The organism is Vampirovibrionales bacterium (assembly GCA_016712355.1).
Lineage (GTDB): Bacteria > Cyanobacteriota > Vampirovibrionia > Vampirovibrionales > Vampirovibrionaceae > JADJRF01.
In genome coordinates this window covers 412,906-439,766 of the sequence record JADJRF010000005.1, presented here as the reverse complement: position 1 = coordinate 439,766, position 26,861 = coordinate 412,906, and the positions used below count along the sequence as shown (strand labels likewise).

The following is a 26,861-nucleotide window of genomic DNA, read 5'->3' as shown; positions in this document are numbered from 1 at the left end:
CCCTAGCTTCTCAGCTTGACGATATATTTGCGCACCACGTCCGCGTTTTGCGCCGTGGGCGACAAGCCCAGATACTGCTCCAAGTGCGTAATGGCTTTTTCTTTATCGCCCATTCGCGAATAGAGCAAGCCCAGATTATAATGCGCCGCTGCGAAGTCTGGTTTGAGCGTCAGCGCCTGCTCATAAGAAACCTGCGCCTTCGGAAGATTATTGGTGGCGTTATATAAATTCCCCAAATTAAACAACAAGTCCGTGTCATTGGGGTTGAGCGCCAAGGCGAGCATATAAACGCGTTCGGCCTGCTCCAGACGTCCGAGCTTTTTAAGCGTGGTGGCATAATTGTTCAGCACGCTGACGGGAATGGCCAGCGAGAAGGCCTGTTCAGCTTCTTGGAGTTTGTTCGCCATCAAATACGTTTTGCCTAGAAGATTATAAGCTTCCAGCTCATACGGATTAGCGCTGACGAAGGTTTCCAGTAGTCGAGTGGCTTCCATCGCGTTGCCGGCGGCCAATAAGCCGTTGGCGTATGCGCTGACGTAGCGCGCGTTATTCTTCTCCAGCGCGAAGGCCTCACGATACAGCACGGTCGCGTCCACGATCTGTCCGGCTTTCTCTTTTGAGAGCCCTTGTTGATAGAGCGACTCTGCGCGGGGCGAGCCAGGACTGGAAGCGGCCGCGATTGCAGGCGCAGGAGTCGAGGTCCCGGGTTTGGCGGCCATCGAAAGCCGCAGTGACTTGAGCGAGGCTTCAAGCGCTGTTTTTTCCTGCTGAACCTGCGTTAACTGTCGCGTCAGCGATGCGAGTTGTTCTGTTGCTGCCGGAGAAGGCGTCTGCGTTTGTTGCGCTTGCGAAAGGGCCTGTTGTGCGCTGGTTAATTCTGCTTTTAAAGCGGTTAAATCGCTGGCGAGTTGCGCCTCTCGTTCTGCCGCAGAAGCTTTCAGGGATTGATAGGCTTCAGAGGATTCAACCGGCGTCGGCGTCTGGGCATTGGCGGCTTTGAGTTGCGCTTGTAAATCCGCGATCGTGTTTTCCGCAGAAGCTTTCAGGGACTGATAGGCTTCGGATGTTTCAACCGGCGGCGGCGTTTGTGCGTTGGCGGCTTTGAGTTGCGCTTGTAAATCCGCGATCATGCGGTCCGCAGAAGCTTTCAGGGACTGATAGGCTTCAGAGGATTCAGCCGGGGGCGGCGTCTGGGCATTGGCGGCTTTGAGTTGCGCTTGTAAATCCGCGATCGTGTTTTCCGCAGAAGCTTTCAGGGACTGATAGGCTTCGGATGTTTCAACCGGGGGGGGCGTCTGGGCGTTGGCGGCCTTCAGTTGCGCTTGTAAATCCGCGATCGTGTTTTCCGCAGAAGCTTTCAGGGACTGATAGGCTTCAGAGGATTCAACCGGGGGGGGCGTCTGGGCGTTAGCGGCTTTGAGTTGGGCTTGTAGATCCGCGATCGTGCGGTCCGCAAAGGCTTTCAGGGACTGATAGGCTTCGGATGTTTCAACCGGGGGGGGCGTCTGGGCGTTAGCGGCTTTGAGTTGGGCTTGTAGATCCGCGATCGTGCGGTCCGCAGAAGCTTTCAGGGATTGATAGGCTTCAGAGGACTCAACCGGGGGCGGCGTCTGGGCGTTGGCGGCCTTGAGTTGGGCTTGTAGATCCGCGATCGTGCGGTCCGCAGAAGCTTTCAGGGACTGATAGGCTTCAGAGGATTCAACCGGGGGCGGCGTCTGGGCGTTAGCGGCTTTGAGTTGGGCTTGTAGATCCGCGATCGCGCGGTCCGCAGAGGCTTTCAGGGATTGATAGGCTTCAGAGGATTCAACCGGGGGCGGGGTTTGTGCGTTGGCGGCTTTGAGTTGCGCTTGTAAATCCGCGATCGTACGGTCCGCAGAAGCTTTCAGGGACTGATAGGCTTCAGAGGATTCAACCGGGGGCGGGGTTTGTGCGTTGGCGGCTTTGAGTTGCGCTTGTAAATCCGCGATCGTATTTTCCGCAGAAGCTTTCAGGGATTGATAGGCTTCAGAGGATTCAACCGGGGGCGGGGTTTGTGCGTTGGCGGCTTTCAGTTGGGCTTGTAGATCCGCGATCGTGCGGTCCGCAGAAGCTTTCAGGGACTGATAGGCTTCAGAGGATTCAGCTGGCGGCGGCGTCTGGGCGTTGGCGGCTTTGAGTTGGGCTTGTAAGGAGCTAATGGCCTGCTTTAAAACCTGACTTTCTGCTTGGGCGGCTTGCGTCTGCTCGCGAAGGGTGGTTAGTTGCTGCTGAGAGGCCGTAGTGAGGTCCCTTTTGGAGGACTTGGCGGCTGTATTCGCCAATTGAGATTCAAGTCTCTGGATCGCGCTTTGCTGCTGGGTGGTGTGTACCTGCGCAGCGTCGAGCTGTGATTTCAGTGCGTCTCGCTCGGCGTTAAGCGCGGCGATCTGGCTTTGCAGGGCTTGTGTTTGCTGCGAGAGTCTCTCGCCTTGAGTCGAGCGTGCGGCTTGCGCAGCGTCGAGCTGTGATTTCAGTGCGTCTCGCTCGGCGTTAAGCGCGGCGATCTGGCTTTGCAGGGCTTGTGTTTGTTGCGAGAGTCTCTCGCCTTGAGTCGAGCGTGCGGCTTGCGCAGCGTCGAGCTGTGATTTCAGCGTGTTGCGCTCGGCGTTAAGCGCGGCGATCTGGCTTTGCAGGGCTTGTGTTTGCTGCGAGAGCTTCTCGCCTTGAGTCGAGCGTGCGGCCTGCGCAGCGTCGAGCTGTGATTTCAGCGTGTCTCGCTCGGCGTTAAGCGCGGTGATCTGGCTTTGCAGGGCTTGTGTTTGCTGCGAGAGCTTCTCGCCTTGAGTCGAGCGTGCGGCTTGCGCAGCGTCGAGCTGTGATTTCAGCGTGTTGCGCTCGGCGTTAAGCGCGGCGATCTGGCTTTGCAGGGCTTGTGTTTGTTGCGAGAGTCTCTCGCCTTGAGTCGAGCGTGCGGCTTGCGCAGCGTCGAGCTGTGATTTCAGCGTGTTGCGCTCGGCGTTAAGCGCGGCGATCTGGCTTTGCAGGGCTTGTGTTTGCTGCGAGAGCTTCTCGCCTTGAGTCGAGCGTGCGGCCTGCGCAGCGTCGAGCTGTGATTTCAGCGTGTCTCGCTCGGCGTTAAGCGCGGTGATCTGGCTTTGCAGGGCTTGTGTTTGCTGCGAGAGCTTCTCGCCTTGAGTCGAGCGTGCGGCTTGCGCAGCGTCGAGCTGTGATTTCAGCGTGTTGCGCTCGGCGTTAAGCGCGGCGATCTGGCTTTGCAGGGCTTGTGTTTGCTGCGAGAGTCTCTCGCCTTGAGTCGAGCGTGCGGCCTGCGCAGCGTCGAGCTGTGATTTCAGTGCGTCTCGCTCGGCGTTAAGCGCGGCGATCTGGCTTTGCAGGGCTTGTGTTTGCTGCGAGAGCTTCTCGCCTTGAGTCGAGCGTGCGGCCTGCGCAGCGTCGAGCTGTGATTTCAGCGTGTCTCGCTCGGCGTTAAGCGCGGTGATCTGGCTTTGCAGGGCTTGTGTTTGCTGCGAGAGCTTCTCGCCTTGAGTCGAGCGTGCGGCTTGCGCAGCGTCGAGCTGTGATTTCAGCGTGTTGCGCTCGGCGTTAAGCGCGGCGATCTGGCTTTGCAGGGCTTGTGTTTGCTGCGAGAGCTTCTCGCCTTGAGTCGAGCGTGCGGCTTGCGCAGCGCCGAGCTGTGATTTCAGTGCGTCGCGCTCTTGTTGGGCGTCCGTCAGTCGGCGATCGAGTACGGCCAAGGTTTTTTTCATCTCTTCCGCGTCGAATGAAGACGCAGGAGCCGCCACCGGCTTGGCTTGAGCCCGCAAGGTCTGATTCTCAGCCTGCAGCCGCTGTACAGAGAGCGTCAGTTCGTTAATCCGACCCGTCAATGCCTCAACGTTGGCCTGACGAGCGCTTTCGCGGGCTTGGGCAAGCTGCCCCTGCAATTGTTGATAGCGGTAACTAATCGCCTGGAGCTGGCGGATCAATTCCTCGCTAGATGGCGCAACCGTCTCTGAGGACGCAAGGGGTTGGGGTGGGGCCTGAGCGTTGGCCAAAGGCATGACGCCCCCGAGACTGACGGACGCTGCCAGCGCAAGGGCGAAGGAACAGACCTGAGACGCTTGTAAAATACGCGCCCCCAGCCGCTTATGCCCGATAAAAAACAAAGCTCTCTCGTTTGGCGCCATGCCGAAAACGCCCATTCACCAACTAGATAAGGCTGTAAGCCTAATGTCTTGCGCGCAGGTGTTTGAAGGCCTTGACGCTCAGACTGAAAATCACTATACCACGATTCACGGCCTTGTTGCCCAGCGCATTTGCGACGTGAGAGATTAGCAGGGCGCCATCTGGGCAAGCTGATCCGGCGTCAAGGGGCGGGGGGCGCCAAGTTGACGGGCGTAAATCAGTGTTTTGGCCTGCGCCTCAATGAGCGTCATCCGCATAAAGGCCTCTTGTAAGGATGTCCCTACGGAAAACACCCCATGATTCGCCAGTAAAGCGCCGTGATGATCCTGTAGGCAATGCCCCAGCGCATCCGCCAAGGCTTGAGAGCCGGGCGGCTCAAAAGGCAGAAGGGGAATCGGCCCTAAGAGGGCGATCATCTCACTCAGAAAGGGCGTCTCCATCGATTCTCCCGCCACTGAGAAGGCAGTGGCGTACGTGGGATGCGCATGGACGATCGCGGAGATACGAGGGTTTGCCAGATATATCGCCCGATGGACTCGCCACTCAGAGGAAGGGCGCGGCGTGGCGACTTGGCCTTGTTCAGGCGCAGTCAGTGAGACCACGGTCACATCGCTTTCCTGTAGCGATTCAAAGCTGGCCCCGCTGGCGGTAATCCGCATGTCTGAGCCGCTTCGTTCGCTCACGTTGCCCGCGCAGCCATGCACCAAGCCTTGGGCATACAGCCTGCGACACGCCTCAGGGAGCGAAAAAAACGACGGCTCCGTCATTCGGGTGAAAAATCCTTCCTCGCGCTTACTGTAGCATTAAGAGCGCCTCAGCGTCACGCGGGGTCTTGCTGTTCTTGCGCCAATAAGGGCTTGAGGCGTTCCCAGATGGCCTCCATCCGCGTCGGGTTCGTGCGGCTCCAGTGTCCAATGAGGGCTTCAAAGGCGGTTGCTTGTCGATAGCTGGCTTGCTGCGAGCGACGTCCCACCGGAATGCTCAGGTTGCGAGCGCGTCGCGCAAATGCTAGCTCGGCGTCATCAAGGTGGGGCATGATCGATTCCAGGGCGCGGGCCTGGAATTCGCACCGGGCCAGGCGTGTCGTGCGGCGATGCAGGTCATCTGATAAGAGGGCATTGTCTGGAAATAATGTCTCCAGGAGCCATTGTCGAATCCTCAATTCGTAGACCGCGTCTCCCAGATAGGCCATCAGGCGGGGAGACGATTCGAGCCGCGGGTCAGCGGGTTCGGGGGTGGAGAGCGGGTGGTGTTCGGTCATGAGCGGGCCATCGAAAGAAGTCAGCAAACCCTCTATTCAGAGGTCATCGCGCAGGCGTCGATAGGCTACGCTGTGGAATGGAAGCGCGTCCCCCTGCGGGCGCCATCATACGACGTAAATCGGATGAAAAGAATGAGCGCCGCCTCTTTGACGCCTTTTGAAAAGCTGACTCAGCAGTTGGAACAACTGCCGTTATGGGTTAAGCAGGTAATTTACGCAGTTTTGAGGCAAGAGCTGGAGCGCGCCCTGTCGAGCGCCACGCTTACCGCCTATTCGCCTGCCGACACGCTGCAAATCTGGCGGCCAGAGCTGACTTCCCAATCACAGCAGCCCTCGGGGCAAGCCCCCGCAGCGCTGGTGAAAGTATTGCACTTTGCCCGCTACAAAAAAACGGTCATGGACATGGCCATTATGAATGGCTGGAGCCTGGAGCAGACGGCGATTCTGCTGCTGGACGCGCTGGACCGAAATCTTCTGCTGCCGCCAAAATCCGGGGTGATTATGGCGACGTTGACGTATCTGGGCGGTAAAATCCGCTTGGGGGAATATCTCGTTAAAATTGGTCGGCTCACCATCGAACAACTGGATCAGGCCCTGCGCACGCAGATGTATATTGATGAATCTCTGGGCGAACGCACGGGTATCGCCAATGTGCTGATTAATCTGGGCTATATCAATCGCCAGGACAGTGAAGGCATCCTGCTCTTGAAAGAAGAGAGCAAAAAAGTCATCCGGGCCGAAACGCTTCTGAATATGGGTGGCCAGGACGCCAATGAAGGCGCCTCGGTGGAAATGGATCGCCTGCGGACGCAGTTGAACCAAGCCTCTCAGCGCATTCAGCAATTGGAACTGCGTTGTCAGGAACTTCAGCAGGCGCAGGGCAGAAGATAAGCTCCGCTACCAGCGAATACGGACGCGAGTCGCGCTTGAGGCGATCGCCAGCGCGCCAAACATCACGACAATGACGCCGACGCTTGCGGCGTCGGACAGATCCAGATTGTCGCTGAACGATTGCAGCCACGAGGCGTCGCCCCATCCGGCGCCGAGAATCAGGCCAAGGCTCAGGCATCCGGCTGCGGTCAATATCCAGAGAATCAACAGGGGCATCCAGGGGCCTCTTTCGTCAAATATATAAAATATATAAAAATAAAACCAAAAAGGGCCTTGAAATTGCCTGCGCCCGGCCTTATCGCACCAGACGTCGTCCGGTCGATTCCGGCAGAATAAAATGATCCGGGATGAGCTCGATTTGGGCGCTCTGACCGCCTCCAGACCCGGCCGGGCGCAGGATTCGCGCCTGAACGCGCATCGCTCGCGGCCACTGGTTGGGATAGTCCTGTAGAAATCCGAAAACAGAAAAGGGCTGACTGGTCGCCAGCGCATCTTCTTGCGGGGCGAGCGCGGCCAGTGTCACGGTTTCTGTTCGGATGACGCGCCATCGCGCGGTGGCGGCCAGATAGTCGTAATCTGTCAGCAAGAGATCGGGATCCGCTAATAAATCGCCGATTTGTCCGCTCCAGCGAAATTCTACCCGGACGTTAAGCCAGGCGCGTTCGCTGGCGTTAACCAGATGGGCCTGCGCGCGAAAGCGCCATGGATGCGGGCCGCCTTGCGCGCGCCAGATGCTCAACGGGACATCAACGCTGCTTTGCGCATCCGCCGCCGCCGCTAACTCCTCCTGAATGGCCAGAGGTGCGGGGGCTCTGGCGTGTAAACGCCAGGTTTGCAGCTTGTCCAGAAACGCCGTTTCCGCGTCTTCTTTCATGACAAAGCCTACCGTGGCAATCGAAACGCTTGCGGCGGCGGGCGCGGCCTGGCGCGCCGTTTGCGGTGAGTTGCCAGAAGCTGCGCTTGTCGCCCCGCTGACAGCGGACGGCGGCAAGGCAGGGTCGCCGTCCGCCAGCGACAAGCCTGTGGTAATCGCCATCGCGATCAGAACAAAGCCTGGACAGCAGAGACGTAAGCCATTACGCAGACAGACGTTCATTTAGAATCCTCAGTCGCAAGGCGCGCCGCGATACGGACGACGCTGGCATGTCCAACTGTTATACCCGAATTGTAGGCGCAATTGCTTCTGGCGAAAAGGTCGCGGTCCATGCGCGATTGACTCTCACGACGCGCGTGGTAAATTATTGCCCACTGGCGGTTTTTATGAAACTGAATCGCCCATTAACCGGCAAAATTTCCTGCACTGAGAAACCCGACGACCCAATGCCTCGCTTGACGACCTCTCTGACGCCTGCGCCCATCGTCATTATGATGATGGAAAGCATGCGTATGGTCACTTGCGAGGATGCCGCCCCCACACCCGCGCGTTAAGATTCTTTTCCGTCCTATACGCGTCGCGACCGGCCTCCCGCAATTTCTGCAGGGCCGGTTTTTTAGTGGAATCAATGCACATGAACGACTTCGTAATTCCAAACCTCGCAGGCCGCCGCCAGCCCCTGGCGCCAGTCAACGCCGAGCGTGCGCGCTTTGGATCGGGCGTTTTTACCAAAACCGCGATGACGCAGTTCTGGGGAGATACGGCTGGCGTATGGGCGCCTAAAATGCCGACGGTGCGGAGTTGGCCGCAAGCCTTTGAAGAAACCTTTCTGGAATTCGTTGAAGATCTCGCGTTTTATTTTGGCCTGCCGGCGATGGGACATTATGGTCTGGGCAAGCTTTTTGCGCGGCGTGGCGGCGTGTCGTCAGAGGCTTGGCAGGAGGTCGGCGCGCATACGCGCGAACTCGAAGCCAAACTGGGGCGCGCGATTCCAAAAAGCCTGGTGGCGGCCAAGGCCGGGGCGCTGGCCGGGATGCTGGCCCTTGCGGGCGGCTTTGAATACCTGATTCAGCCGGTGCGTAATATGATCACCGCCAGAGTCTTCGGGGTCAAGAATTTCACGGCGGTGGCGGGTCTGGAGTCGGCGCGGAATTTTACCGCCCAAGACGAACAGGACCCGATTGAAAAAGGCCATCGTCGCTTGCGGCAAGTCGGCCTGACGACGGCCGGGCTCTTTGTGGCGGCGCTGGCGCTGCCGACGCTGGTCAAGCGCTCCGGCGCAATTGAGGCGGGCGTGCGAAAGCTATTGCGTTACGTCGACTTTGGGGGGCATTTCCATCCCGATTCCGGCAAGCTGGAGAACGTTTTTGATATTACCAAACCTTTGCTGGCGGCTTTGGTTACCACCGGCGTTATAAGCTATCTCGACGCCGCGCGCGATTCGCTGGAACGCAAAGAAACCGCCCTGCGTCTGGGAATCGTCGCCCCCTATCTTGTATTTGGGCAAGAGCTGATCGCCAACGCCGCCGCGTGGTTCGCGCAACGCCGCCCTCTGCCCGGCTCAGCCGATGGCGCCCGTATTGGCGATCGCGTGGCGTATCTCAATAAATCGTGGTCTCAGATGCTTCGGGATGCTGTAACGCCGACGCATTTTCTGAACCTGAATATGGTGCGTTCGGGCGAAGAAATCGCGCAGCAGTTGGAGCGATTGCAGGCATCTCCCAAAACAGCCCTGACGCCGACCCAAGTAGACGCGGTCCAACGCGGCTTTCAGCGTATCGCTCCCAACAAGTACATGTTCTCGGCTCTGGTGATGAGCATCGGCCTGAACCTCAGCGCTTACGCCGTCACGCGCATGCGTTTTAACCGGCGTCAGCAACAAAACGCATCTGTCAGCCGGACTTTTCCCCCAGCCTGGAGCCTCGGCGCTTCCGCGACAGTCCCCTATTATGGCCTTCGCCGCGCCAATACCTTTTCGCAGGCATTTGGGGCCGCCTCCGGCTGATGTCGCCTCAAAAGCAGGCCCGTCTCCCCACTGCTGGAGCGAGGCGCTGTCCCCTCTATTGTAACAATTTGTGTGCGAAGCCACTCGTCAATGACACAAAAACCCCTTGAGTGATCTTTATCCGCACACAGTCAACCAACTCGGACAGGGTTCTTAGAACGAAGAGGGTTATAGACGATGTCGATTTCTAGAATATTGGTCGCTGCTGGCGGTGAAGACGCCCTGAAAAACGGGATTAAAGGCTTTCGTAAAACGAAAACGCTGACCACGCTGCTCGAACCGGGAAAACATCCCAAAAGAGCCGCGAAAAAGCTGCTTGGGAAACAGCTCAAAAAAGGCGCGCACGCCTCTATCGAGATCGGCGATAAAACCATTTACGTGCGTCGTACCCAAAAAGGCAAAATCAAAGAAGCTACCGCCGATCAATTCAACCGCGCGCTGGAAGACGCCAATGGCTCGAAGCCTATTGTGACCGCTGATCTGGTTCGCGATAAGTTGGCCAAAAAGCTTGACGGCGTTAACGGCAAAGATTCCAACAGCGCCTTCAAGTCGTTTATCGACGCGGTCAATAGTAAGACTGCCTCATTGGGCGATTTGTTCAGACAGGCGAGCGCTGCTAAAGCCGGCGGCATTAAAGATAAATCCAAAAAAGAATTTGACAAGGCCTTCGGTCTGCTTGAAAAAGCATACGAAAATCAAAGCCCGCTGCAGTCGGCTACCGATAAGCTGCGCGCCATGGTGCAGTCAGAGCATGACCGCGCGGCGAAAAACGTCAAACCCGGCCAGAAAGCCCGCGCTCAAGCTGCTCTTGACGCTTTCGATCGCGGTGACTCTGCCACGATCAAGAGCACGACTAAGACGATATTTGAAAAGGGTCCCAAGACAGTAAAAGGCAAGGAGTTTGACAAGGCCCGCAAAGCCTATAAAGCGGCTGCTGAAGGCCATCCGGCTCCGGCTCCTGCAGCTTCTTCTTCTTCTTCTTCTTCTTCTTCGGCTAAAACGTCTTCCCAATCAGTCGTCGCAGATGAGATGCATGGCGGGTACGTCACAAGCAACCCGTATGCTGCGGCATCTCAAACATCCCAATCGAACGTTGCGGCTTCCAAAAATCCCTCTGTCTATGATGCTTACCTGCTGAGAAATCCCGGGTCAACGAAAGTAGCAACTGAACCTAATGGCTCATTAAATGCAGCGGTTAATGCGAGTCCTCCACAAAAATCTTTAAATCAAGAGATTACTGAAGAATTCGCAAAGCTTAGAAAAGGTAATGCGCAGGTGGGCGCTAGCTCATTAGACTAATTCTCTGTAAATGCTTTGACTCTTCCAAATAACCCTCTCCGGGCCGGGGATGCGTACGACAGCGCATCCCCGGATTTTTATTTAGAGGGCGGGGCGCAAGGGGGCCAGCGTTAATTCGCTGATGTGCGCCGACGCGGGTTGACGAAGGATATAACGCACGGCGTCGGCAATCGTGTCCGCGCAGAGCATGCCGTTGGGGTCCGGGGCATGATCCAGCTCCAGTGCGTCCCAGATGGGCGTATCCACCGCGCCGGGATAAATTCCGCAGACGCGAATGCCGTTGCGGCGCTGCTCGTCGGCGACGGCTTCGGTGACCGCCCGCAGGCCAAACTTGGACGCGTCATACACGGCCCAATACGGGAAGGCGGTCTTCCCGGCGATAGAATTAATATTGAGAATCACGCCGCTTTGCTGGGCGACCATCGCATGAGTCAGCGCCGCCTGCATCATGAAAATCGCGCCCTTCAAATTAATATCGAGCAGACGATGCACGTCCTCGGCGCTCACTTCTTGCAGCAGGCCGATTTTGCAGGCCACGCCCGCATTGTTGACCAGCACGTCCAGCCGCCCGAAGGCCTCAAGGGTTTCGCGTACCAGACGTTGGGCCTCGTCGGCGCGTGACACGTCGGCGACAAGGGCGCGCAAGGACGCGTCAGGATAACGGGCTCCCAGGGCGTGCGTCAGCGCCGAAAGCTTATCGGGCGAACGGCCGTTTAGCGCCAGATGAAAGCCATCTTCGGCGAGCGCGTGGGCGATGGCGCGCCCGATGCCGCTGCTTGCGCCGGTAATCAGCGCAACGGGAGCGGAGGTAGGAGATGAGGAGGAAGACATCGGAGGTTCCTTATGGGTGGGGGGTGCTGGGGGCGTGGCGAGGCCTTATTCTATCACTGCAACTGACGCAATTTAGGATGCAGCGCGTTGTTCTACATGACAGCGAAGACCGTTGCGGTCTTTGAACATATCTTTCTCGACCCCGCCTCCACCCTCTATTAAGGACATCACCTTCAGATGGCGCTTATATCGGACGCTAATCGCGCTCAGCCCTCTTTTCTCGGGCCGTCAACTCTTGCCAAACGACTGGAGTCAGCCACGGGAGGCTTTACGCTGGTTTATGAGCCCAGTACAACCAACTGTACCTTGAATGGGGTTGTGCTGAATCGTGAGAAGCGTCCTCACGTTTATGAACGGGATGTTTATCCGTCGCCGTTTGCGCTGTTCCTGTTTATACATGCGTTACTTCAGCAATGGCAGACGGAAGAGCCCTGGGTTGGGGCGCGTTCTCTTTATGAGCGGGCGCGTGGCGATGATAAAATGTCGTATCAGCAGATGACGCGGGTACATCAGTCGTTAAAGGAATTGAACACCCGTCTTGAAAGATGCTTGCTTCGCGTCGATTGTCGAGAGTCTCCCCAAAATCCCGACATTCGGGAATACCGTTTGGAAAAGATTAACACCGCCCGTTGAGAGGGGCTTCTAACGCGATCGCGATTGGCTGCGCGGATCGAGCGCGTCGCGTACGGCGTCGCCCAGCACGTTGAAGGCCAGCACGGCGATAAAAATCAGCAGGGCGGGCGCCAGCATCCAGGGGCTGTATAGCACGTTGGAGATGGTTTGCGCGTCTTTAAGCATATTGCCCCAACTCGCGTCGGGCTGCTGGATGCCCAGCCCCAGAAAACTCAGGCCCGATTCCATCAGAATGCTGTCCGGGACGGCAAGCGTGAGCGCTACAATCACAAAACTGGCTGTCTGCGGCAGGATATGGCGCAGAATAATCCGGCCGTGGCCTGCGCCCATCGCGCGGGCGGCTTCGACGAATTCCTGTTTACGTAAGCCCAGCGTCATCCCGCGAATAATGCGGCTGAATCCGGCCCAGCCAATGGCCGCCAGACAGGCCGCCACCATGGTAAAACGCTGCGTGCTTGATAAGCCGGACGGGATAATTGAAGCCAACGTAATCAGCAAATAAAGGGAGGGAATGCTCATAATCACTTCGGCCACGCGCATCATGGCCATATCGAGCCATCCGCCGAAATAACCCGACGCGCCGCCGTATAACAGGCCGATGGGAATCGAAATCAGCAGGCTGATAAAGCCGATGGTCAGCGAGATTTGCCCGCCATAGAGCAGCCGCGAGAAGTTATCGCGTCCGTTGACGTCGAGCCCTAACAGCGACAGTCGGGCCGGCGCATCAACGCCCATCAGCCGGTGTCCAATGGGGATGATCCCCCACAAGCGCGCAGAATCGCTTTTGGGAAGCAGTCGAATCGGATAACGTTCGCCCAGAACCGGCGCAAAGCGGTATTCCAGGGACTTGGCGTCAAAACGACGCTCCACCCGTAGGACGTAGGGCCACGTGATCGCGCCTGTGGCGTCCATGCAATACACGGGCGTCGGCGGCGCATTGGCCAGCGCGCGATCGCTCCATTGCTCGCCATAGGGCGCGATAAAATCGGCGAATGCTACGGCGGCGTAAAGCGCAATTAATACCAATAAGGCCCAAAATGCGGCGCGATCGCGAAAAACTGCTGGTAATCGTCTGCCGGGGGGGGCGGGTTTTGGAAACTTCATCATACGCTGGCCTCAATGCGTGGATCGGCCAGCTTGAGCAGAATATCCGCCAGCAGGTTGCCCAGCGCCAGCATTGCCGCCGACAGGATGAGAGAGGCCATCACCATATTGGCGTCGGTTTCCAGCGCCGCTTTGTACGTCAATTGGCCCAATCCGGGATAATTCAACACCATTTCGACGAGCAACGCGCCGCTTAGCAGCGAGGAGAATTCATAACCCAGCATCGTAATCATCGGGTTGATGGCCGTTCGCACGGCGTGACGATACACGACCCGCCCTTCCGGCAGGCCTTTGGCGCGGGCCAGGCGGACGTATTCGCTTTGCAGTACGTCCAGCAGATTGCCGCGCATCTGCCGTTGCAGGCCTGCAATGCCTCCAAACGTGAGAACGGCGACCGGCGCAATTAGGTGCGCGGCCAGATCGCCCAGCTTGTCCCAGAATCCCAGACGCGTGAAATTATCGCTGGTAATGCCGCCCAACGGCAGCCAGCCGGTCTTGACGATCCACACGCCCACAAGCAGGGCGACGACAAAGCGCGGGGCCGCCATGCCAACGGCTGAAATCAGCGTCAGGGCGCGATCGGCGAGGCTGCGCCAGCGCAAGGCCGCAAATACGCCCAAGGGCAATGCGATAAGCCAGGTCAGGAGAATTACCAGCGCATTAAGCAGCAGGGTGTTGCCTGCTCGCTGAGCCAGCAGCGTAGCGACATCTTCATTGTTAAAATTCTTGCCTAGATCTGGCTTGAAGAAGTCCAGCCAGCGGCCTTGCGCCAGCGCCAACGGCTCGAAGTGCAACAGACGTCCCAACCAGAGGCCGTACTGAATATGCAGGGGCTGGTCCAGCCCCAGGCGGCGGCGCTCGCGTTCGTAATCTTCTATTGTGAGCGCCGGGTTGCGTTTGAGCGAGGCGAGCGGATCAATAGGGTTCTTCAGCGCGATGACGTGGCGCTGACCGTCGATCCATGGGATCTCAACCACGCCGAAGTCAAAGCGCATTAAGGCGAAACCCAGAATCGAGACGGCCAGCAAGGTGGGAATCGCTGCCAGCAGGCGTTTCAAGATCACCAAAAAAAGCGGCATAAAACTCGCATCACTACAAAGCAGCCTGGATAAACGGCGGCGTTACCATAAGGCTCAGTCCGATGGCCGTTGTCTCCATTCTACCCGAAGCTGATGACGATGCCGGTTGTTATGCGGCAGGGGACGAAGCGACAGATTGTGATAAAGTAATGCCATTCAGCGCGCCAACGCTGGGCGCCATGCGCACGGAGACGCCCCCGCGTCTCTCGCGAGAGATTGTTTGAACAGGGAGCGTGCGCCAGCATTCCGGTTGTTCTGTCATCGCGCGCAACGCGTAAGGAGAAAGCCTGTGTTATGACGCCCGCCGCTACTTTACCGGATCGTTATGAGCGCATCCTGAAAAAGACGCTCAAAGATTTACAGGACGTCAAGTTTGCGCTGGACGCCTCGGCCATTGTGGCGATTTCCAACGTGCGCGGCGATATTATTTACGCCAATCCCAAGTTTTGCGAGATTTCAAAATACCCGCGCGAAGAACTTATCGGGCGTAATCATCGCATTCTCAAGTCCGGCTCGCATTCGGATGCTTTCTACGCCGACATGTGGCGCACCATTACCGCCGGTCGCGTCTGGCGCGGCGAGATCCAGAATCGCGCAAAAGATGGCGCACTGTATTGGGTGGACACCACGATTGTGCCGCTGCTTAAAGACAACGGCAAGCCGTATCGTTACGTCTCCATTCGCTACGAAATTACCAGCCGTAAGGCGATGGAAGCGGAAATTCATCAAATGAACGAAGCGCTGGAGCAGCGCGTTGCGCAACGAACCGCCGAGTTAAACCGCGCCAATCGCGAGTTGCGCGAAACCATCGAAAAGCTTCAGGAGAGCGAGCGCCTGCGTGAGACGTTCATTTCTGCGCTGACGCACGATTTGCGCACGCCGCTGGTGGCCCAGCAACGGGCCTTTGAGATTATGGATACCCACAAGTCACAACTTCCCGAACGATTGGCGGGTTTGTTCGAACGCCTGGAAAAGAGCAATGCGGGCTTGCTCGAGATGGTCGGCAAGCTGCTGGAGATTAATCAGTACGAAGCCGGCAAGATTCACTTGCGGATGGAGCCTGTGAATCTCGCCGAGCTGGCGGGCGAAAGTCTCAACGATGTGTCGTTACTGGCCGAGAGCAAAGGCATTACGCTGATTAATCGCCTTAAAAAATCGCTGCCGGATATTCCCGGCGATCGGCATCAGCTTAAGCGCGTCTTTATCAATTTAATTGGCAATGCGGTGGATCACGTACCGCCGGACAGTCGCGTGGAGCTGCGCGACGTCATTCATGACCATTACGTCGAGATCGAGTGTCGTGACAACGGACCGGGTATTGCGCCCGACGTGCTGCCGCATCTGTTCGACCGCTTTTTTGTCGTGCATCGCACGCGTAAAAAAATCGGCTCAGGCCTGGGGCTTTACATCTGCAAGATGATCATGGGCCTGCATAATGGTAAGATCCGGGTGGAGAGCGTAGTGGGCAAAGGAACGTCTTTCTTCTTGACGCTGCCTCGCTACCCCTCGCAACCTAAATACCCATCGCCTCACGCCATGAGGCACAAGGAGCCGCCTGCTAAAGGCGTCTAGCCTGCCCGATTCGCCCTGTAACCGGAAGGAAACGTCATGGCCGCTGATTCGCCCCGCCGCCTGAAGGCGCTTATCGCTGAAGACCACGAACTGGTGCGTTATGGTCTGGTGATGGCGCTGGAAGAGAGCCCCGGCGTCGAAATTGTCGGCGAGGCGGAAAATGGCCGCGACGCGCTGCGTCTGACCGACGATCTGCAACCCGATATTATCCTGATGGATATCGGCATGCCGGTGATGGATGGAATCACAGCCACCCACCTGATTAAACGCAAATATCCCAATATTAAGATCGTGATGCTCACCTCGCATAAAGACGAAGAGGAAGTCTTCGCCTCGCTGGCCGCCGGGGCGGACGCGTATTGCATGAAAGACATCAAAGTCGAGCGTCTCTGCCAGATTCTGGCCATGGTGCAGGAAGGCGCCGTGTGGCTGGATCCGGCTATTGCGAGTCTGGTGTTGGCTGCCATTCCTTCCGGGCGTCAAGCGGTGGCTGCGGCTGATGTCGCCCGTCCTTCCGCGCCTGCTTCCGGCGCGATGGGAGCCGGCGCTCCGCGTAAGCGTTATAACGCCGATCTTACCGAGCGCGAAATCGAAGTGCTGCAACTGATTGTGGAAGGCAAGAGCAACAAGGAGATCGCCCAGGCGCTGGAAGTGACCACGCACACCGCCAAGGCGCATGTGGGCAACATCATTCAGAAGCTTGCCGTGGACGACCGTACACAGGCCGCTGTGAAGGCCATCAAAGAAGGCTACTGCTAGCGCGGGACAATTTCTGGGCTTGAGCGCATTTATCATGCGAGTCGTCAGTGAACGTCCCGTGGGGATAGTGCATCATGACTCCTTTATCGATTCTGCCCACTCGATTCGGGACGGACGTTCTGTGCCAGCCGCTGCGTAGCGGAGTCACTTATCAGCCCGTGGCTCGGCGGCTTTGCGATTGCACGTACCTCTCTAAGATAATCGGCCTTGATGAGGCGCGCGCTCGCAAATCCCTCAACGAGAGTCAAATTGTTCTTGGAAAAGAAATTTCTCCTAATCTGTTTATAGCTTTGCGAATAGCGTTGGATTTTTCCAGAATTCTAGAACACGGCTATCTTTACAGGAACGATTGCAATGAGATGCGATTCGTCTCTGGCGATGATGCAGATAAATTATTGCTTACGCTAAATCTCTCTTACCAACAAAAATTGCATATTTTGTGGTATTCGTTCAGAATGCGTTTTCTTTAGGGCGTTATACGCGCTCGTCTGGAAGGTTGCTCATCGCGGCGAAATAATTGCGGCAAGCCCCGTCTAACGATTGAGGGGTCATTAAGGGCTCTGTTCTGGCGTAAGCGGCGGCATTAACGATCTGCTCCAGCAGATCGCGCGCCTGACACGCGCGATAAGGCCGTCGACCGCGATAATGCGCGGCCACCAGATGCTCAAAGGCGTCTTCGTTAAAAATAATGCCATAACGCGGCGCCATAAAACGCATGAGCGCTTTAAACGCGCTTTCTTCTGGATCCGCGACATGAATTTTATACGGAATCCGCCTTAAAAAGGCGTCGTCTACCAGTTGGGCGGGATCCAGATTGGTCGAAAAGATAATAAGTTCGTCAAAGGGGACCTCAATTTTTTTGCCATTGGGCAACGAAAGATAATCGACGCGTTTTTCAAGAGGTACAATCCAGCGGTTGAGTAATTCTTCGTGGGAAATGCGCTGTCGGCCAAAGTCATCAATTAAAAATACGCCACAGTTGGCTTTGAGCTGAAGCGGCGCTTCTGAAATTTTGAGAATGGGATTAAACTTTATTTCAAGCGATTCCATCGTTAATTCGCCGCCTACCATTACCACCGGCCGTTGCACCAGAACCCATCGTTGATCGTATGAAGGCAATAGCGATTCCGTTTGCGTTTCAATGGCCTGATGACATTGCGGATCGTAGAGTTTGATTAATTGTCCGTCGGTTAGAAGCGCTTTCGGGAGATAAATAACGTCCCCAAAACATCGACAAATCCGCTCAGCGATCGAGGTTTTTCCGTTGCCGGGAGCTCCGTATAAAAACAATCCGCGCCCCGAGTTGACGGCAGGGCCCAGGATCTCAAATACGCTGGAGGGCAACAATAAATCAGAGAAAGCTTGAAGCAGTTCGGCTTCTCCCGGCTGCTCATTTCGAATCGACTGCGCCTCAACGCTGGTCAGATAGGCGTCCATGGGAACAGGCGCGGGGCCTACGTAAGCTGAGTATTCCATGGCGACAAGGCCTTTTTCGCGACCCAGATCGGTCAGCGCATAGAGAAAATCCCCAACCCCGGTGGTGGATTTGTGTTCAACCAGAATCCTGTTTTTGAGATCTGCCAGAATTGGCTTTAATAAGCTGAAGGGCAGACATAGCGTAGACGCAACTGCGCGTCCGGACATTACGCCATTGGAGAAAAGCCATTTTAAAATTAAATCTTCGATCAGGATCTCATTGAGTCCGGTTTCCTGAAGCGTTTGAGGCGGGACCGGCTTGAAATCCCGCAGATGCGCTTCTTCACAGACCATGCTATCGGAGTCCTCGTTTGAAAAAGGCATTATCGTTAAGCTCCCCTCTGGGTTCTCAAGAACAAATTCTCAGGAAGTAGCGTTTGGCGTTGTTGTGTTGGCAGCGCGTTTGTCTTCCAGTATTTTCTGGATCCGTTCAGAAAGGGTTTCCATGCTAAGGGGTTTTCGTAAAACGTCTGTAAACCCGGCCTGTTCTGCGCTGGTAAGCGTTTTAAAATCGCTGGACGCCGTAATTAAAACAAATGATGGATTCGTGTCCGGGTTATAAAGCGGATTCCGGCGTCGAAACAACTCCTGAGACTTTTTGAACAGCTCAATCCCATCCATTTCGGGCATGTACAGGTCGGTTACGATGACGGCGATGGATTCATCTCGCTTAATCATGTCATAGGCCTCTTCGCCAGACGAGGCGGTTAAGACCGAAAGACCCTGCTGATTAAGCGTAGAGCTGATTAAAGATCGCATAAATCCAATGTCATCCACCACGAGAACTTTTTGAGAGCTACTTTCTGTTTGCGACCGCCCTTTCTGCTTTAGATAAATTTCCGTGAGTCGGCTTCTGAGGCGATCTGTATTAATAGGCTTAATCAGTAAGTCGTCAATTCCAAGCTTCTGCGCATCTTGTAATGTGGCGGCATCAATACTTTCCGCCAAAAGGATAAACGGCGGCAATGGCACGGCTCCTTCGTCGTTATAGCGTTCGATGGCCAGCCCTTGCCGAAAAAATTCCAACCCGTCCATATCGGAGAGGGCAATATTGGAAATAATCACCGAAATCGTAAAATCCTGTTTAAGATGATTGATTGCTTCTTGCGCCGAGCCTACGCGAAACAGGATATGGCCTGTGGAAGAGAGCACTTCTTCAATGGTTTTTCGAAAGCAATCGGCGCTTTCCACCAGCATAATCTTGAGGAATTTTTCTTCTTTGTTAACCAACGCTTTTCCGCTTTGAATATCATTCATGATATCGAGGAGCTCTTGCGGATCGAGAGGTTTTTGTAGCACGCTCAAAAAGCCCAGACGTTCCGCTTCTTCATAGACGCGTGCGTCGCTGACAGCCGTAAGCAATAAAAAAGGCGGCATTAAGACGACATTAAGCCCGCTATAACGTTTTAATTTCTGGCACTCTCGATAGACCTCAACGCCATTCATGTCCGGCATGAGGTAGTCGATGAGGACGGCCCCTAAATTACTTTCTCGATGAAGAATCTCCATTGCTTCTTCGCCGCATGAGGCGCACAGGACCTCATAACCCGCCTTTTGCAGAATTATTTTTGCTACATTGAGGCTGTAGCTGACGTCATCGGCAATCAGAACTTTCACGACGATAGCTTCCTTTTTTCAAGAAGTTCGCTTTGAAGCAATCTGTCCATCTGGATGCGGATCCACTTCACCGAGTCGGCGTCGATGCGCTCAGGGTCGTTTTGTGCGAGGCGCTGAATGTCTTCGATTCTTTTCAGAATGTCGCTTAAAGAATGGGCCTGCGCGATTGCATATAATTGCGTCAGCGTCTCTTGTAAAGTCTCCTTGTCGGGAGTCGCGGTGTCTGTTTCTGTCTTGATTATAGGAGGCATAGGCTGTGTGGGGGCGCGGTCAGGGAGACAAGAGCTTTGTCTGAAATGAGAGGTTAATCGGTGAAGCGCTTCTTGGAGGTCTGCTTTTTTAATAGGCTTTGCGATATAACCATCCATTCCGACCTGTAGGCATTTTTCTTGATCGCCTGTCATGGCATGGGCTGTCATGGCGACAATGGGCGTGTGTTTGCCGAGCGGTTTCTCCCATTCGCGAATGACGCGGGTCGCTTCGTATCCATCCATGTGCGGCATTTGGCAGTCCATTAAGATAATATCGTAGGTGAAATTTCGGGCCATTTCTACTGCTTCGAGCCCGTTTGCGGCGATCTCAACGGAATGTTCCAGTTTTCGCAACATGTATAAACTTACATTTTGGTTGATAAGATTATCTTCAACCAGTAGAATTTTTAAATTCCGAACGGCAGGTGTTTTATTTTCGGTGTTATGTTGATATTTTTGCGTGGGGAGATCGTACTGGGCATAATATGTCCCTGCGATTTCCGACGAGGCTGGGTACTGTTGGAAAACAATCATGGGTAATGATACCCAGAAGGTAGACCCCTGGTTGAGAACGCTTTCAACGCCAATCTCTCCGCCGATCAGGCTGACCAGCTGTTGACAGATGGCAAGCCCTAAGCCGCTTCCCGTCTTGCCTCGCGCAGATCCGGAATCCGCTTGAGTAAATTTGTCGAAAATACTTGCTTGTTCGTAAGGGCTGATGCCAATGCCGGTGTCTTGTACCCGAATATGCACCTGCGACTCAGGGTTGTGGCAAGAGTCACAATTGACGCTAATTACAACAGATCCTTCATCACTATATTTAATAGCATTATTAACCAGATTGTAAATCACTTGCCGGATACGGTTCATATCACTGACAAAATGATGTGGAACTGATTCTGGATAAAGCAGAGACAGAGAAAGGCCCTTTTTCTCAGAAAAAGGCGTCATCATCTCAATGACAGTTTCTAAGAGTTCTTTTAGGTTGAAGGGAACAAAATCCAGATAAACTTTACCGGCTTCTATCTTCGAAAAATCAAGAATATCATTAATCAGGTCGAGTAGAACTTCTCCAGACTTTCTTATGGAATCGGCATATTCGCGTTGTTCGTCTTCCAATGTCGTTTCACTCAACAATTCACTCATGCCAATAATGCCGTTAATCGGCGTTCGGATCTCATGGCTCATATTGGCGACGAACTCTGACTTTAGTCGGGACGCCTTTAACGCCTCATCTTTTGCGTTCTGTAAAGCTTCTTCAGCGGCTCTGCGCTCTGAGATATCTTTTAGAAAAACGCATGAGAGTTCTTTGGTGTCCAGATAAACCACGCTAATTTCTACGGTAATGCCTGTCTCGCAATCCCCTCTGAAAAGCGTTTTTTCAATTTTTGAGGATGTGAAACGTCTAAAATATCGTATAAAAGCTTTCCACTGACCCTGATTCATGTCCGGGAATAGGTCATATACGGATAACGCGCTCATCTCGTCGTGATTGCGTTTAAAAATCTGGCTTGCCTGAGTATTGGCGAAGCGAATATTGCCTGCGCGATTAATCCATAATACGGCGTCGTGGCTCTTCTCAATAGAGGTTTTCGCGATTCGGAGCTCTTCTTCGGTTCTTAAGCGGAGCTCGATATCGCGGAAACTGATGACAGCGCCAATAACCTCCTCTGTATCCATCACCGGCGTGACTTCGAATTCAATATGAAATTCGGATCCGTCTTTCCGGAAAAAAACTTCTTCACAGGTCTTTTGAGGCAATTTTTGGTGGAAGCAGGCCATGTATTTGCAAGTGTCGCCTGAAAAACTACATAAATCTGAAGGGCGTTTGTAATGTACAATATGATGAATAGGCTGCCCTACTGCCTCTTCAGGATCGCGAGCCAGCATGCGCGCCGCCGCGCGGTTCATGAAGAAAATATTGCCTTTTTTGTCGAGCCCAATAATTCCGTCCGACGCGGATTCCAGGATTTGACTCTTGCTTTTGAGCCTTTCGCTGAGACGGTTTTTTGAAAAATTAACAGCCAAGGAGTATAAGGTGATAAGATTCGTCGTTGTCAACGATGCAATCACGATAAAAAAATGGTCACTGTCGACCTGAAAAAGCTCGGATAATTGATCCGAATGGATTCCGTAGGGCCAAAAAATGATGCCGCATGTCAGTAAAAATACGCTAATAGCAGGTAAATAAATGATCCACTCGGCTTTCGCCGCCGAAAATGTCGCCCAAGGATGTATTGCTGAAGGCTCCTTCGCTCGTTGTCGAGCCCATCGCCCAGAGACGAAAGAGGAGTTGCTCAGTTTGTTTAATAGCTTTCTGGCGTACATTCGGACAGCGCCCTGCCTCCTTATGAATTGGATGCGTGTGGCAGGAAAGCGCCGCTACAGCCTTGTTGAGATGAGTTTAAGCGGCGCCGATAATGCGATCGACGGCTTCCAGCACCCGTTCTGGCTGAAACGGCTTTACAACGAAATCCTTTGCGCCGGTTTTAATGGCCTGAAGCACCATCGCTTGCTGGCCCATCGCAGAGCACATAATCACCTTCGCATTGGCGTCGAAGTTGAGAATTTCGCTAAGCGCTTCCAGGCCGTTTTTAACCGGCATGGTAATGTCCAGCGTCACGAGATCCGGGTTGAGATTTTTGTAGAAATCGACGGCTTCCTGGCCGTTGGTGGCCTCTCCTGCAACTTCATAGGCGCCCTGGCTGAGAATGTCCTTCAGCAGAGACCGCATAAAGGTTGCGTCATCAACAATTAAAATACGTTTCTTGCTCATTGTGATTCCAACTCCGTTCGTTATCGCATGATACGCGCTCTTGTTTATACGCCCAATCGCGTTAATAACGCTTGCTGAGACTCTTTGGTGAGGACAAAGCTAATGAAGCAATCGATGGTTTTTCCCATAATAATTAATTTATTTTTGATGAAAATGATACCGTTTACATCGATGCCATGATCTTTGCTGTCATGGAGATAGTCGTCTATTGCAATGGCGTTGGGCGGCTCCAGTTCGATGGCCAGGCCCAGCATATCTGCCAGCGCGCGAATGTAGTTTCCGCCGAGGATATTGGATACTTCGAATACGATGGAGGGGTCATGGGCGAATTTCTCGCCCCCCACGAGCGTGCAGATTTCCACTTGGCCGTCGCGCTTGATGCCCAGCCAGAAGAGGCCGTTCAGATCGCCGTGAATTTCGTGAATAACTGAAAAAATATCGTCCTTATCTACGCCCATACTTTTCAGGCAGTCTTTCACCGGACAAAGCGTGATTTCGGAAACTTCCATATCCACAGCTGAGTTGAGCATAATAGAGAGCGTGGTGGCGGCGTTTCCGCTTCCAATGTTGCCCATTTCCGCAAGGGCGTCCAGTTGTAGGGCGGTGTAGGACATGATTGCGTGATCCTCTGTTTGGGGCGAGATAAAGCATCGCTGTCGGGTCGGGCAAAGCGCTTCTTTTACTCTAGGGGTTGGCGCGCATAACGTGATCGTCTTAATTGATGATTTTAAGGTTTCAGTTGATAATAAGGACACTTCTCGATTTCGAATCGATCGAAGTCGTTACTGTATCCCATCAAGGTTTCAGAAGCGCCAATAATCAGAATCCCGTTGGGAGCCATGATCTTTGCGATTCGTTTGAATAGATCGATTTTAGCCGCCTGCGAAAAGTAGATTGCGACATTTCGCAGTAATACGATATCGACCTGATTCAGGTGGGTGAAAGGGTTCATGAGATTGAATTGCTCAAACCGCGCCATTTTCCGGACTTCGTCGGACAGGACGCACTTGGCGCCTGCATCGCGAAAATACCGGCTTTTGAGATCGGGCGCTAGCCCCCGAGACATGGCTAATGAATCGTATTCCCCGAGACGGGCGGTATCGAGCACGGTTGAGGAAATATCTGTTCCGTAAATTTGAAGTGCGTTGAGCAATGCCCGTCCTTTGCCCTGCCGTGCGCACTCGTGTGCCATCATGGCGACGGAGTAAGCCTCTTGGCCGGTCGAAGCCGCTGCGGACCAGACAAATACTCGCGTCCGTTTTCCGCTTTGTATTTCCTGGTCATACAGAGGAAAAAAATGATTTTTAAGCAGGTCAAAAGGTCGGCTATCTCGTAGCCACAAGGTTTCGTTGGTGGTCATTGCGTCGACAATTCTATTGCGAAGATCGCGCGCTCCCGGCGAAGACGCCTTGACGTACAGGTCACTGAAGCCCGTACAGTTGGCGTCTACCAGAATTTTAAGCAGGCGGCCTTCAATCAGGTACATCTTATTGTCTTCTACCGCAATGCCGGATTCCTTCTGGATGAGATCCCGAAGGAGAACGAATTCCGGATAATTTAATGAAAAGGCCATGAGATCGTCGTTCTTTCCGCTAGCGCTTCAGTATCAATGAGGTGATGCGATCGGCCATTGTGCCCAGCTCCACGTTTTCATCGCTCAAATGGGCTTCGTCTACGGCGCGCGGCATTCCATATACAACGCATGACGATTCGGTTTGGGAAAGGCAGTAACAGCCGGTTTTCTTGAGTTCCGCGACGCCCAGTTTTCCGTCGTAGCCCATTCCCGTCATAATAATGGCTAGGACCCGGGGCCCGTAAACAGGGCCAATCGATCGGAATAAAACGTCGACAGCCGGGCGACAGCTGTTCTCGGGAGGTTCCATCGAATAAGCGATATGAGGCGTTGGTTTGTTTGCCCGGTCCATATGATTAAAAATATGCATGTGTTTTCCGCCCGGCGCGATATAAACCGTGTTAGGCAAAGCGGGTTCTCCTTCTTCCGCTTCCTTTACGGTTAAAGAAGAAATTTTGTTGAGGCTGTCAGCCAGAGACGCCGTGAAGACTGGTGGCATATGCTGCACGACGAGAATCGGAACCCCTAAATTGCCGGGTAATTTGGGGATAACCTCATGTAACGCTTTGGGGCCGCCGGTCGAAACCCCGATGGCGACTACATCAATTCGCGTCGGCGGGTTGGAGCGTCTGGGTTGTTGTAATAGAGAGGGCGGCGTTAAAGCGGGCGGGCGTGTATTGGGCGAATAGCTGCTGCGTTGCTGGTTGGCGACAAAACACTTGAAAATGGGCGATAATTTATCTCTGAGTTTGGTGGTGTTGACGCTGATGTCGCTCGAATCCGGTTTTCGGACAAAATCAAGCGCGCCGGCTTCCAGGGCTTTAATAGTAACTTCGACGCTGGAGAGGTTAATGCCGCTGACCATGACGACGCCGATTCGGGGATAAAGGCGACGAATTTCCCGTAAGGTTGCAATGCCATCCATTCGCGGCATTTCGACGTCGAGCAACACCAGATCGATGGCGTTGGTTTTAAGCTTTTCCAAGGCTTCTACCCCGTCGTTTGCCGTGGTGACGACGACTGTCGCGGGAATATCGGCAATGACGTTTTTCAGGATCATGCGATACGTCAGGGTATCGTCCACAATCATGAGTTTGAGAGGTGAGCTCATGAAAACCTCTGGAAAACCTGTGGCGAAGTCGTAAAAAGAGTCTGGAATTATACGGTGACGAGAGGGCGTTGGTTACTCGGCGCGTCTTGTCCCTGCTGCGTGACTTCCCGAATCGTGAGTCGGGTGGAGTCATTCAGGTCTCGAATATCAGAGGTAATATGGTTGGCCCGCACCGCAGAATCGTTTGCGGATCGCGCCATTTCTGTGGACGCGAGATTCAACTCTTCCATATTGCGGGTTATCTGTAACATGCCTTGTGAGGAGTCAACGGCTCGGTCTGCTACCGATACGGCCAGAGACGCCGCTTCGACCACGTTTTGAGAAACGTCATTCGAGGCGCGAACCAGGCCCCCGACGTTGCGCGTAATTTCGTTAGTGGTGGCGGTTTGCTCTTCTACGGCGTTTGCAATGGTGTGATTAATCTGATTAATCTGGCTGATAATTTCGGTGATGTCCCCAATGGCGCTAATGGCTGAATTGGTATTTTTCTGCATCTGCTCGACCTGCGCGCGGATTTCCTCAGTGGCGCTAGAGGCCTGTTTGGCGAGTTCTTTTACCTCGTTGGCGACCACAGCGAAGCCTTTGCCCGCGTCTCCGGCGCTGGCGGCTTCAATTGTCGCGTTTAAGGCAAGCAAATTGGTCTGCGCTGAAATTCCTTTAATCAAATCCACGACGTTTACAATTTGCTTGGCGGATGCGCCTAATTCGTTCACTGTCGCTTTGGTTGCATCGGCGCGCTCAGAAGCCTGCGTTGTGATTTGAGACCCATGGGCCGCGCTTTTGGCGACTTCTGAAAGCGAGGCGGCCATTTCTTCCATGGCGGCGGCCACAGTGTTAATGTTGCTCGTCATTTCTTCGGTTGCGCCTACCACAGATTGCATATTTTTGGACATATGCCGCGCAGATTCGCCAACGACGTCGATATTCTGGGCGACTTTTTCGCTGGATGAAAACACTTCGCGAATATTGGAAGTCGATTCTTCGACAGCAGCCGCGACTGTGTTGACGTTGCCATTCAGGTCCGCAACTTCGCTGAGTGTGTTTTCCAGTGAGTCAATTACCCCATTCAACTTATTGGCGGACGTTTGCCGCACTGTATCGTTGTAAACGGTAATGGCGATTGCCATATCAAGGAAGGAGGCCTGTAAAATGGCGCGAATGGTTTTCGCGGCCTGAGCTGGCGTTTTGCTATATTCTTGCAGCGCTGCTTCGCAAAGACGATTGACGGCATAGCAATACGCCCCTACGTAATAACGCGGTTCAATGGCGCGCCGTTCGTGGACTTGACCGATTTGCGTGACGCGTTGAAAGTAATGGTCGTCAAAACGACCGGAGAATAACTGAAGCCAATGCTCTCCTTGCAGGCGTTTGGCCTGTTGAATACCGGCCTCGCCCCCGAATTTATGGCGCAGAACATCCCATTGGGTAATATGACCATAAAAGCCTTCCAACACGTCGCGAAGGTTTCTCTCCACGACGGGTAAAAAGCTCGCAAGCGCTGAGCGTGATTCCTGGTCGATGCCCAAAAATCGCAGTTGATCGTCGCTATTATAATTATGGGCCATGGGTGTAATCGCCTTTCTGTGGGGACTATGAGCGAGGGAAG

General features: G+C 54.3%; 24 protein-coding genes. 8 read left to right on the top strand and 16 right to left on the bottom strand.

Annotated elements, in window-relative coordinates; genetic code table 11:
* Window positions 1-2: 2 nt before the first annotated feature.
* The 3 genes from IPK79_03435 to IPK79_03425 form a co-directional block, all read right to left on the bottom strand.
* Window positions 3-4,019, bottom strand: coding sequence for a tetratricopeptide repeat protein (locus tag IPK79_03435; GenBank protein MBK8189481.1), 4,017 nt, complete (start codon window positions 4,017-4,019; stop codon window positions 3-5).
* Window positions 4,020-4,289: 270 nt separating this feature from the next.
* Window positions 4,290-4,910 (bottom strand): class II aldolase/adducin family protein, encoded by a 621-nt coding sequence (locus tag IPK79_03430; GenBank protein ID MBK8189480.1) that lies wholly within the window; start codon window positions 4,908-4,910, stop codon window positions 4,290-4,292.
* A 53-nt stretch (window positions 4,911-4,963) separates the two neighbouring features.
* Complete coding sequence (locus IPK79_03425) at window positions 4,964-5,404, bottom strand: ribonuclease III (protein MBK8189479.1); 441 nt, start codon at window positions 5,402-5,404, stop codon at window positions 4,964-4,966.
* A 132-nt stretch (window positions 5,405-5,536) separates the two neighbouring features.
* On the opposite strand from IPK79_03425, the gene IPK79_03420 reads away from it, so the two are divergent.
* Complete coding sequence (locus IPK79_03420) at window positions 5,537-6,295, top strand: hypothetical protein (GenBank protein MBK8189478.1); 759 nt, start codon at window positions 5,537-5,539, stop codon at window positions 6,293-6,295.
* A gap of 6 nt (window positions 6,296-6,301) precedes the next feature.
* Here the strand turns inward: IPK79_03420 and IPK79_03415 are convergent, their stop codons facing one another.
* Window positions 6,302-6,511, bottom strand: a complete 210-nt coding sequence (locus tag IPK79_03415; protein MBK8189477.1) for a hypothetical protein — start codon at window positions 6,509-6,511, stop codon at window positions 6,302-6,304.
* Between the two features lie 79 nt (window positions 6,512-6,590).
* Window positions 6,591-7,391 carry a hypothetical protein gene (locus IPK79_03410; GenBank protein ID MBK8189476.1) on the bottom strand — a complete coding sequence of 267 codons (801 nt, stop codon included), beginning with the start codon at window positions 7,389-7,391 and terminating at the stop codon, window positions 6,591-6,593.
* 47 nt (window positions 7,392-7,438) lie between these two features.
* On the opposite strand from IPK79_03410, the gene IPK79_03405 reads away from it, so the two are divergent.
* The 3 genes from IPK79_03405 (at window position 7,439) to IPK79_03395 (ending at window position 10,473) form a co-directional block, all read left to right on the top strand.
* Window positions 7,439-7,723, top strand: coding sequence for a hypothetical protein (locus IPK79_03405; protein MBK8189475.1), 285 nt, complete (start codon window positions 7,439-7,441; stop codon window positions 7,721-7,723).
* Between the two features lie 80 nt (window positions 7,724-7,803).
* Window positions 7,804-9,174: a hypothetical protein gene (locus IPK79_03400; protein MBK8189474.1), complete on the top strand. Its 1,371-nt coding sequence runs from the start codon at window positions 7,804-7,806 to the stop codon at window positions 9,172-9,174.
* Between the two features lie 177 nt (window positions 9,175-9,351).
* Window positions 9,352-10,473 (top strand): hypothetical protein, encoded by a 1,122-nt coding sequence (locus IPK79_03395; GenBank protein MBK8189473.1) that lies wholly within the window; start codon window positions 9,352-9,354, stop codon window positions 10,471-10,473.
* 81 nt (window positions 10,474-10,554) lie between these two features.
* On the opposite strand, the gene IPK79_03390 is transcribed toward IPK79_03395, so the two are convergent.
* Window positions 10,555-11,304: an SDR family NAD(P)-dependent oxidoreductase gene (locus tag IPK79_03390; GenBank protein ID MBK8189472.1), complete on the bottom strand. Its 750-nt coding sequence runs from the start codon at window positions 11,302-11,304 to the stop codon at window positions 10,555-10,557.
* A 177-nt stretch (window positions 11,305-11,481) separates the two neighbouring features.
* Here IPK79_03390 and IPK79_03385 point away from each other — a divergent pair, with 177 nt between their 5' ends.
* Entirely contained in the window at window positions 11,482-11,937 is a 456-nt protein-coding gene (locus IPK79_03385; protein ID MBK8189471.1) for a hypothetical protein, read from the top strand.
* 9 nt (window positions 11,938-11,946) lie between these two features.
* Here the strand turns inward: IPK79_03385 and IPK79_03380 are convergent, their stop codons facing one another.
* Complete coding sequence (locus tag IPK79_03380) at window positions 11,947-13,041, bottom strand: ABC transporter permease (GenBank protein ID MBK8189470.1); 1,095 nt, start codon at window positions 13,039-13,041, stop codon at window positions 11,947-11,949.
* A complete protein-coding gene (locus IPK79_03375) occupies window positions 13,041-14,120 on the bottom strand; it encodes an ABC transporter permease (protein MBK8189469.1) in 1,080 nt (359 codons plus the stop codon). The genes IPK79_03380 and IPK79_03375 overlap by 1 nt, the downstream gene beginning before the upstream one ends.
* A 294-nt stretch (window positions 14,121-14,414) precedes the next feature.
* Between IPK79_03375 and IPK79_03370 the strand changes: the two genes are divergently transcribed.
* From IPK79_03370 to IPK79_03360, 3 genes are all read left to right on the top strand, one after another.
* Window positions 14,415-15,692, top strand: a complete 1,278-nt coding sequence (locus IPK79_03370; protein ID MBK8189468.1) for a PAS domain-containing sensor histidine kinase — start codon at window positions 14,415-14,417, stop codon at window positions 15,690-15,692.
* A 60-nt stretch (window positions 15,693-15,752) separates the two neighbouring features.
* Window positions 15,753-16,451, top strand: coding sequence for a response regulator transcription factor (locus IPK79_03365; GenBank protein ID MBK8189467.1), 699 nt, complete (start codon window positions 15,753-15,755; stop codon window positions 16,449-16,451).
* Window positions 16,452-16,525: 74 nt separating this feature from the next.
* The gene (locus tag IPK79_03360; protein ID MBK8189466.1) at window positions 16,526-16,921 is read left to right on the top strand and encodes a hypothetical protein; all 396 of its coding nucleotides are present in this window, start codon (window positions 16,526-16,528) and stop codon (window positions 16,919-16,921) included.
* A 4-nt stretch (window positions 16,922-16,925) separates the two neighbouring features.
* Here IPK79_03360 and IPK79_03355 read toward each other — a convergent pair whose 3' ends face one another.
* The 8 genes from IPK79_03355 to IPK79_03320 all read right to left on the bottom strand — a co-directional run bounded on the left by IPK79_03355 (window position 16,926) and on the right by IPK79_03320 (window position 26,820).
* Window positions 16,926-18,251, bottom strand: coding sequence for an AAA family ATPase (locus tag IPK79_03355; GenBank protein MBK8189465.1), 1,326 nt, complete (start codon window positions 18,249-18,251; stop codon window positions 16,926-16,928).
* A 39-nt stretch (window positions 18,252-18,290) separates the two neighbouring features.
* Window positions 18,291-19,544 carry a response regulator gene (locus tag IPK79_03350; protein ID MBK8189464.1) on the bottom strand — a complete coding sequence of 418 codons (1,254 nt, stop codon included), beginning with the start codon at window positions 19,542-19,544 and terminating at the stop codon, window positions 18,291-18,293.
* Window positions 19,541-22,123, bottom strand: coding sequence for a response regulator (locus tag IPK79_03345; protein ID MBK8189463.1), 2,583 nt, complete (start codon window positions 22,121-22,123; stop codon window positions 19,541-19,543). Before IPK79_03345 ends, IPK79_03350 begins: the two co-directional genes overlap by 4 nt.
* Before the next feature lie 76 nt (window positions 22,124-22,199).
* Window positions 22,200-22,571 (bottom strand): response regulator, encoded by a 372-nt coding sequence (locus IPK79_03340; protein ID MBK8189462.1) that lies wholly within the window; start codon window positions 22,569-22,571, stop codon window positions 22,200-22,202.
* Between the two features lie 44 nt (window positions 22,572-22,615).
* Complete coding sequence (locus IPK79_03335; protein MBK8189461.1) at window positions 22,616-23,185, bottom strand: chemotaxis protein CheC; 570 nt, start codon at window positions 23,183-23,185, stop codon at window positions 22,616-22,618.
* 113 nt (window positions 23,186-23,298) lie between these two features.
* On the bottom strand, window positions 23,299-24,144 hold the full coding sequence (locus tag IPK79_03330) for a protein-glutamate O-methyltransferase CheR (GenBank protein MBK8189460.1): 846 nt from the start codon (window positions 24,142-24,144) through the stop codon (window positions 23,299-23,301).
* 19 nt (window positions 24,145-24,163) lie between these two features.
* Entirely contained in the window at window positions 24,164-25,255 is a 1,092-nt protein-coding gene (locus IPK79_03325; protein ID MBK8189459.1) for a chemotaxis response regulator protein-glutamate methylesterase, read from the bottom strand.
* A gap of 47 nt (window positions 25,256-25,302) precedes the next feature.
* Window positions 25,303-26,820, bottom strand: a complete 1,518-nt coding sequence (locus IPK79_03320) for a globin-coupled sensor protein (protein MBK8189458.1) — start codon at window positions 26,818-26,820, stop codon at window positions 25,303-25,305.
* Window positions 26,821-26,861: the final 41 nt, after the last annotated feature.

Bases quoted from the DNA above. Each gene is read 5' to 3' on its own strand.
- IPK79_03375 (MBK8189469.1), bottom strand. From the start codon at position 14,120: ATGCCGCTTTTTTTGGTGATCTTGAAACGCCTGCTGGCAGCGATTCCC.
- IPK79_03425 (MBK8189479.1), bottom strand. From the start codon at position 5,404: ATGACCGAACACCACCCGCTCTCCACCCCCGAACCCGCTGACCCGCGG.
- IPK79_03415 (MBK8189477.1), bottom strand. From the start codon at position 6,511: ATGCCCCTGTTGATTCTCTGGATATTGACCGCAGCCGGATGCCTGAGC.
- IPK79_03435 (MBK8189481.1), bottom strand. From the start codon at position 4,019: ATGCCTTTGGCCAACGCTCAGGCCCCACCCCAACCCCTTGCGTCCTCA.
- IPK79_03335 (MBK8189461.1), bottom strand. From the start codon at position 23,185: ATGTCCTACACCGCCCTACAACTGGACGCCCTTGCGGAAATGGGCAAC.
- IPK79_03420 (MBK8189478.1), top strand. From the start codon at position 5,537: ATGAGCGCCGCCTCTTTGACGCCTTTTGAAAAGCTGACTCAGCAGTTG.
- IPK79_03405 (MBK8189475.1), top strand. From the start codon at position 7,439: ATGTCCAACTGTTATACCCGAATTGTAGGCGCAATTGCTTCTGGCGAA.
- IPK79_03430 (MBK8189480.1), bottom strand. From the start codon at position 4,910: ATGACGGAGCCGTCGTTTTTTTCGCTCCCTGAGGCGTGTCGCAGGCTG.
- IPK79_03320 (MBK8189458.1), bottom strand. From the start codon at position 26,820: ATGGCCCATAATTATAATAGCGACGATCAACTGCGATTTTTGGGCATC.
- IPK79_03400 (MBK8189474.1), top strand. From the start codon at position 7,804: ATGAACGACTTCGTAATTCCAAACCTCGCAGGCCGCCGCCAGCCCCTG.
- IPK79_03390 (MBK8189472.1), bottom strand. From the start codon at position 11,304: ATGTCTTCCTCCTCATCTCCTACCTCCGCTCCCGTTGCGCTGATTACC.
- IPK79_03340 (MBK8189462.1), bottom strand. From the start codon at position 22,571: ATGAGCAAGAAACGTATTTTAATTGTTGATGACGCAACCTTTATGCGG.
- IPK79_03370 (MBK8189468.1), top strand. From the start codon at position 14,415: ATGACGCCCGCCGCTACTTTACCGGATCGTTATGAGCGCATCCTGAAA.
- IPK79_03360 (MBK8189466.1), top strand. From the start codon at position 16,526: ATGACTCCTTTATCGATTCTGCCCACTCGATTCGGGACGGACGTTCTG.
- IPK79_03355 (MBK8189465.1), bottom strand. From the start codon at position 18,251: ATGCCTTTTTCAAACGAGGACTCCGATAGCATGGTCTGTGAAGAAGCG.
- IPK79_03385 (MBK8189471.1), top strand. From the start codon at position 11,482: ATGGCGCTTATATCGGACGCTAATCGCGCTCAGCCCTCTTTTCTCGGG.
- IPK79_03325 (MBK8189459.1), bottom strand. From the start codon at position 25,255: ATGAGCTCACCTCTCAAACTCATGATTGTGGACGATACCCTGACGTAT.
- IPK79_03345 (MBK8189463.1), bottom strand. From the start codon at position 22,123: ATGTACGCCAGAAAGCTATTAAACAAACTGAGCAACTCCTCTTTCGTC.
- IPK79_03380 (MBK8189470.1), bottom strand. From the start codon at position 13,041: ATGAAGTTTCCAAAACCCGCCCCCCCCGGCAGACGATTACCAGCAGTT.
- IPK79_03410 (MBK8189476.1), bottom strand. From the start codon at position 7,391: ATGAACGTCTGTCTGCGTAATGGCTTACGTCTCTGCTGTCCAGGCTTT.
- IPK79_03395 (MBK8189473.1), top strand. From the start codon at position 9,352: ATGTCGATTTCTAGAATATTGGTCGCTGCTGGCGGTGAAGACGCCCTG.
- IPK79_03330 (MBK8189460.1), bottom strand. From the start codon at position 24,144: ATGGCCTTTTCATTAAATTATCCGGAATTCGTTCTCCTTCGGGATCTC.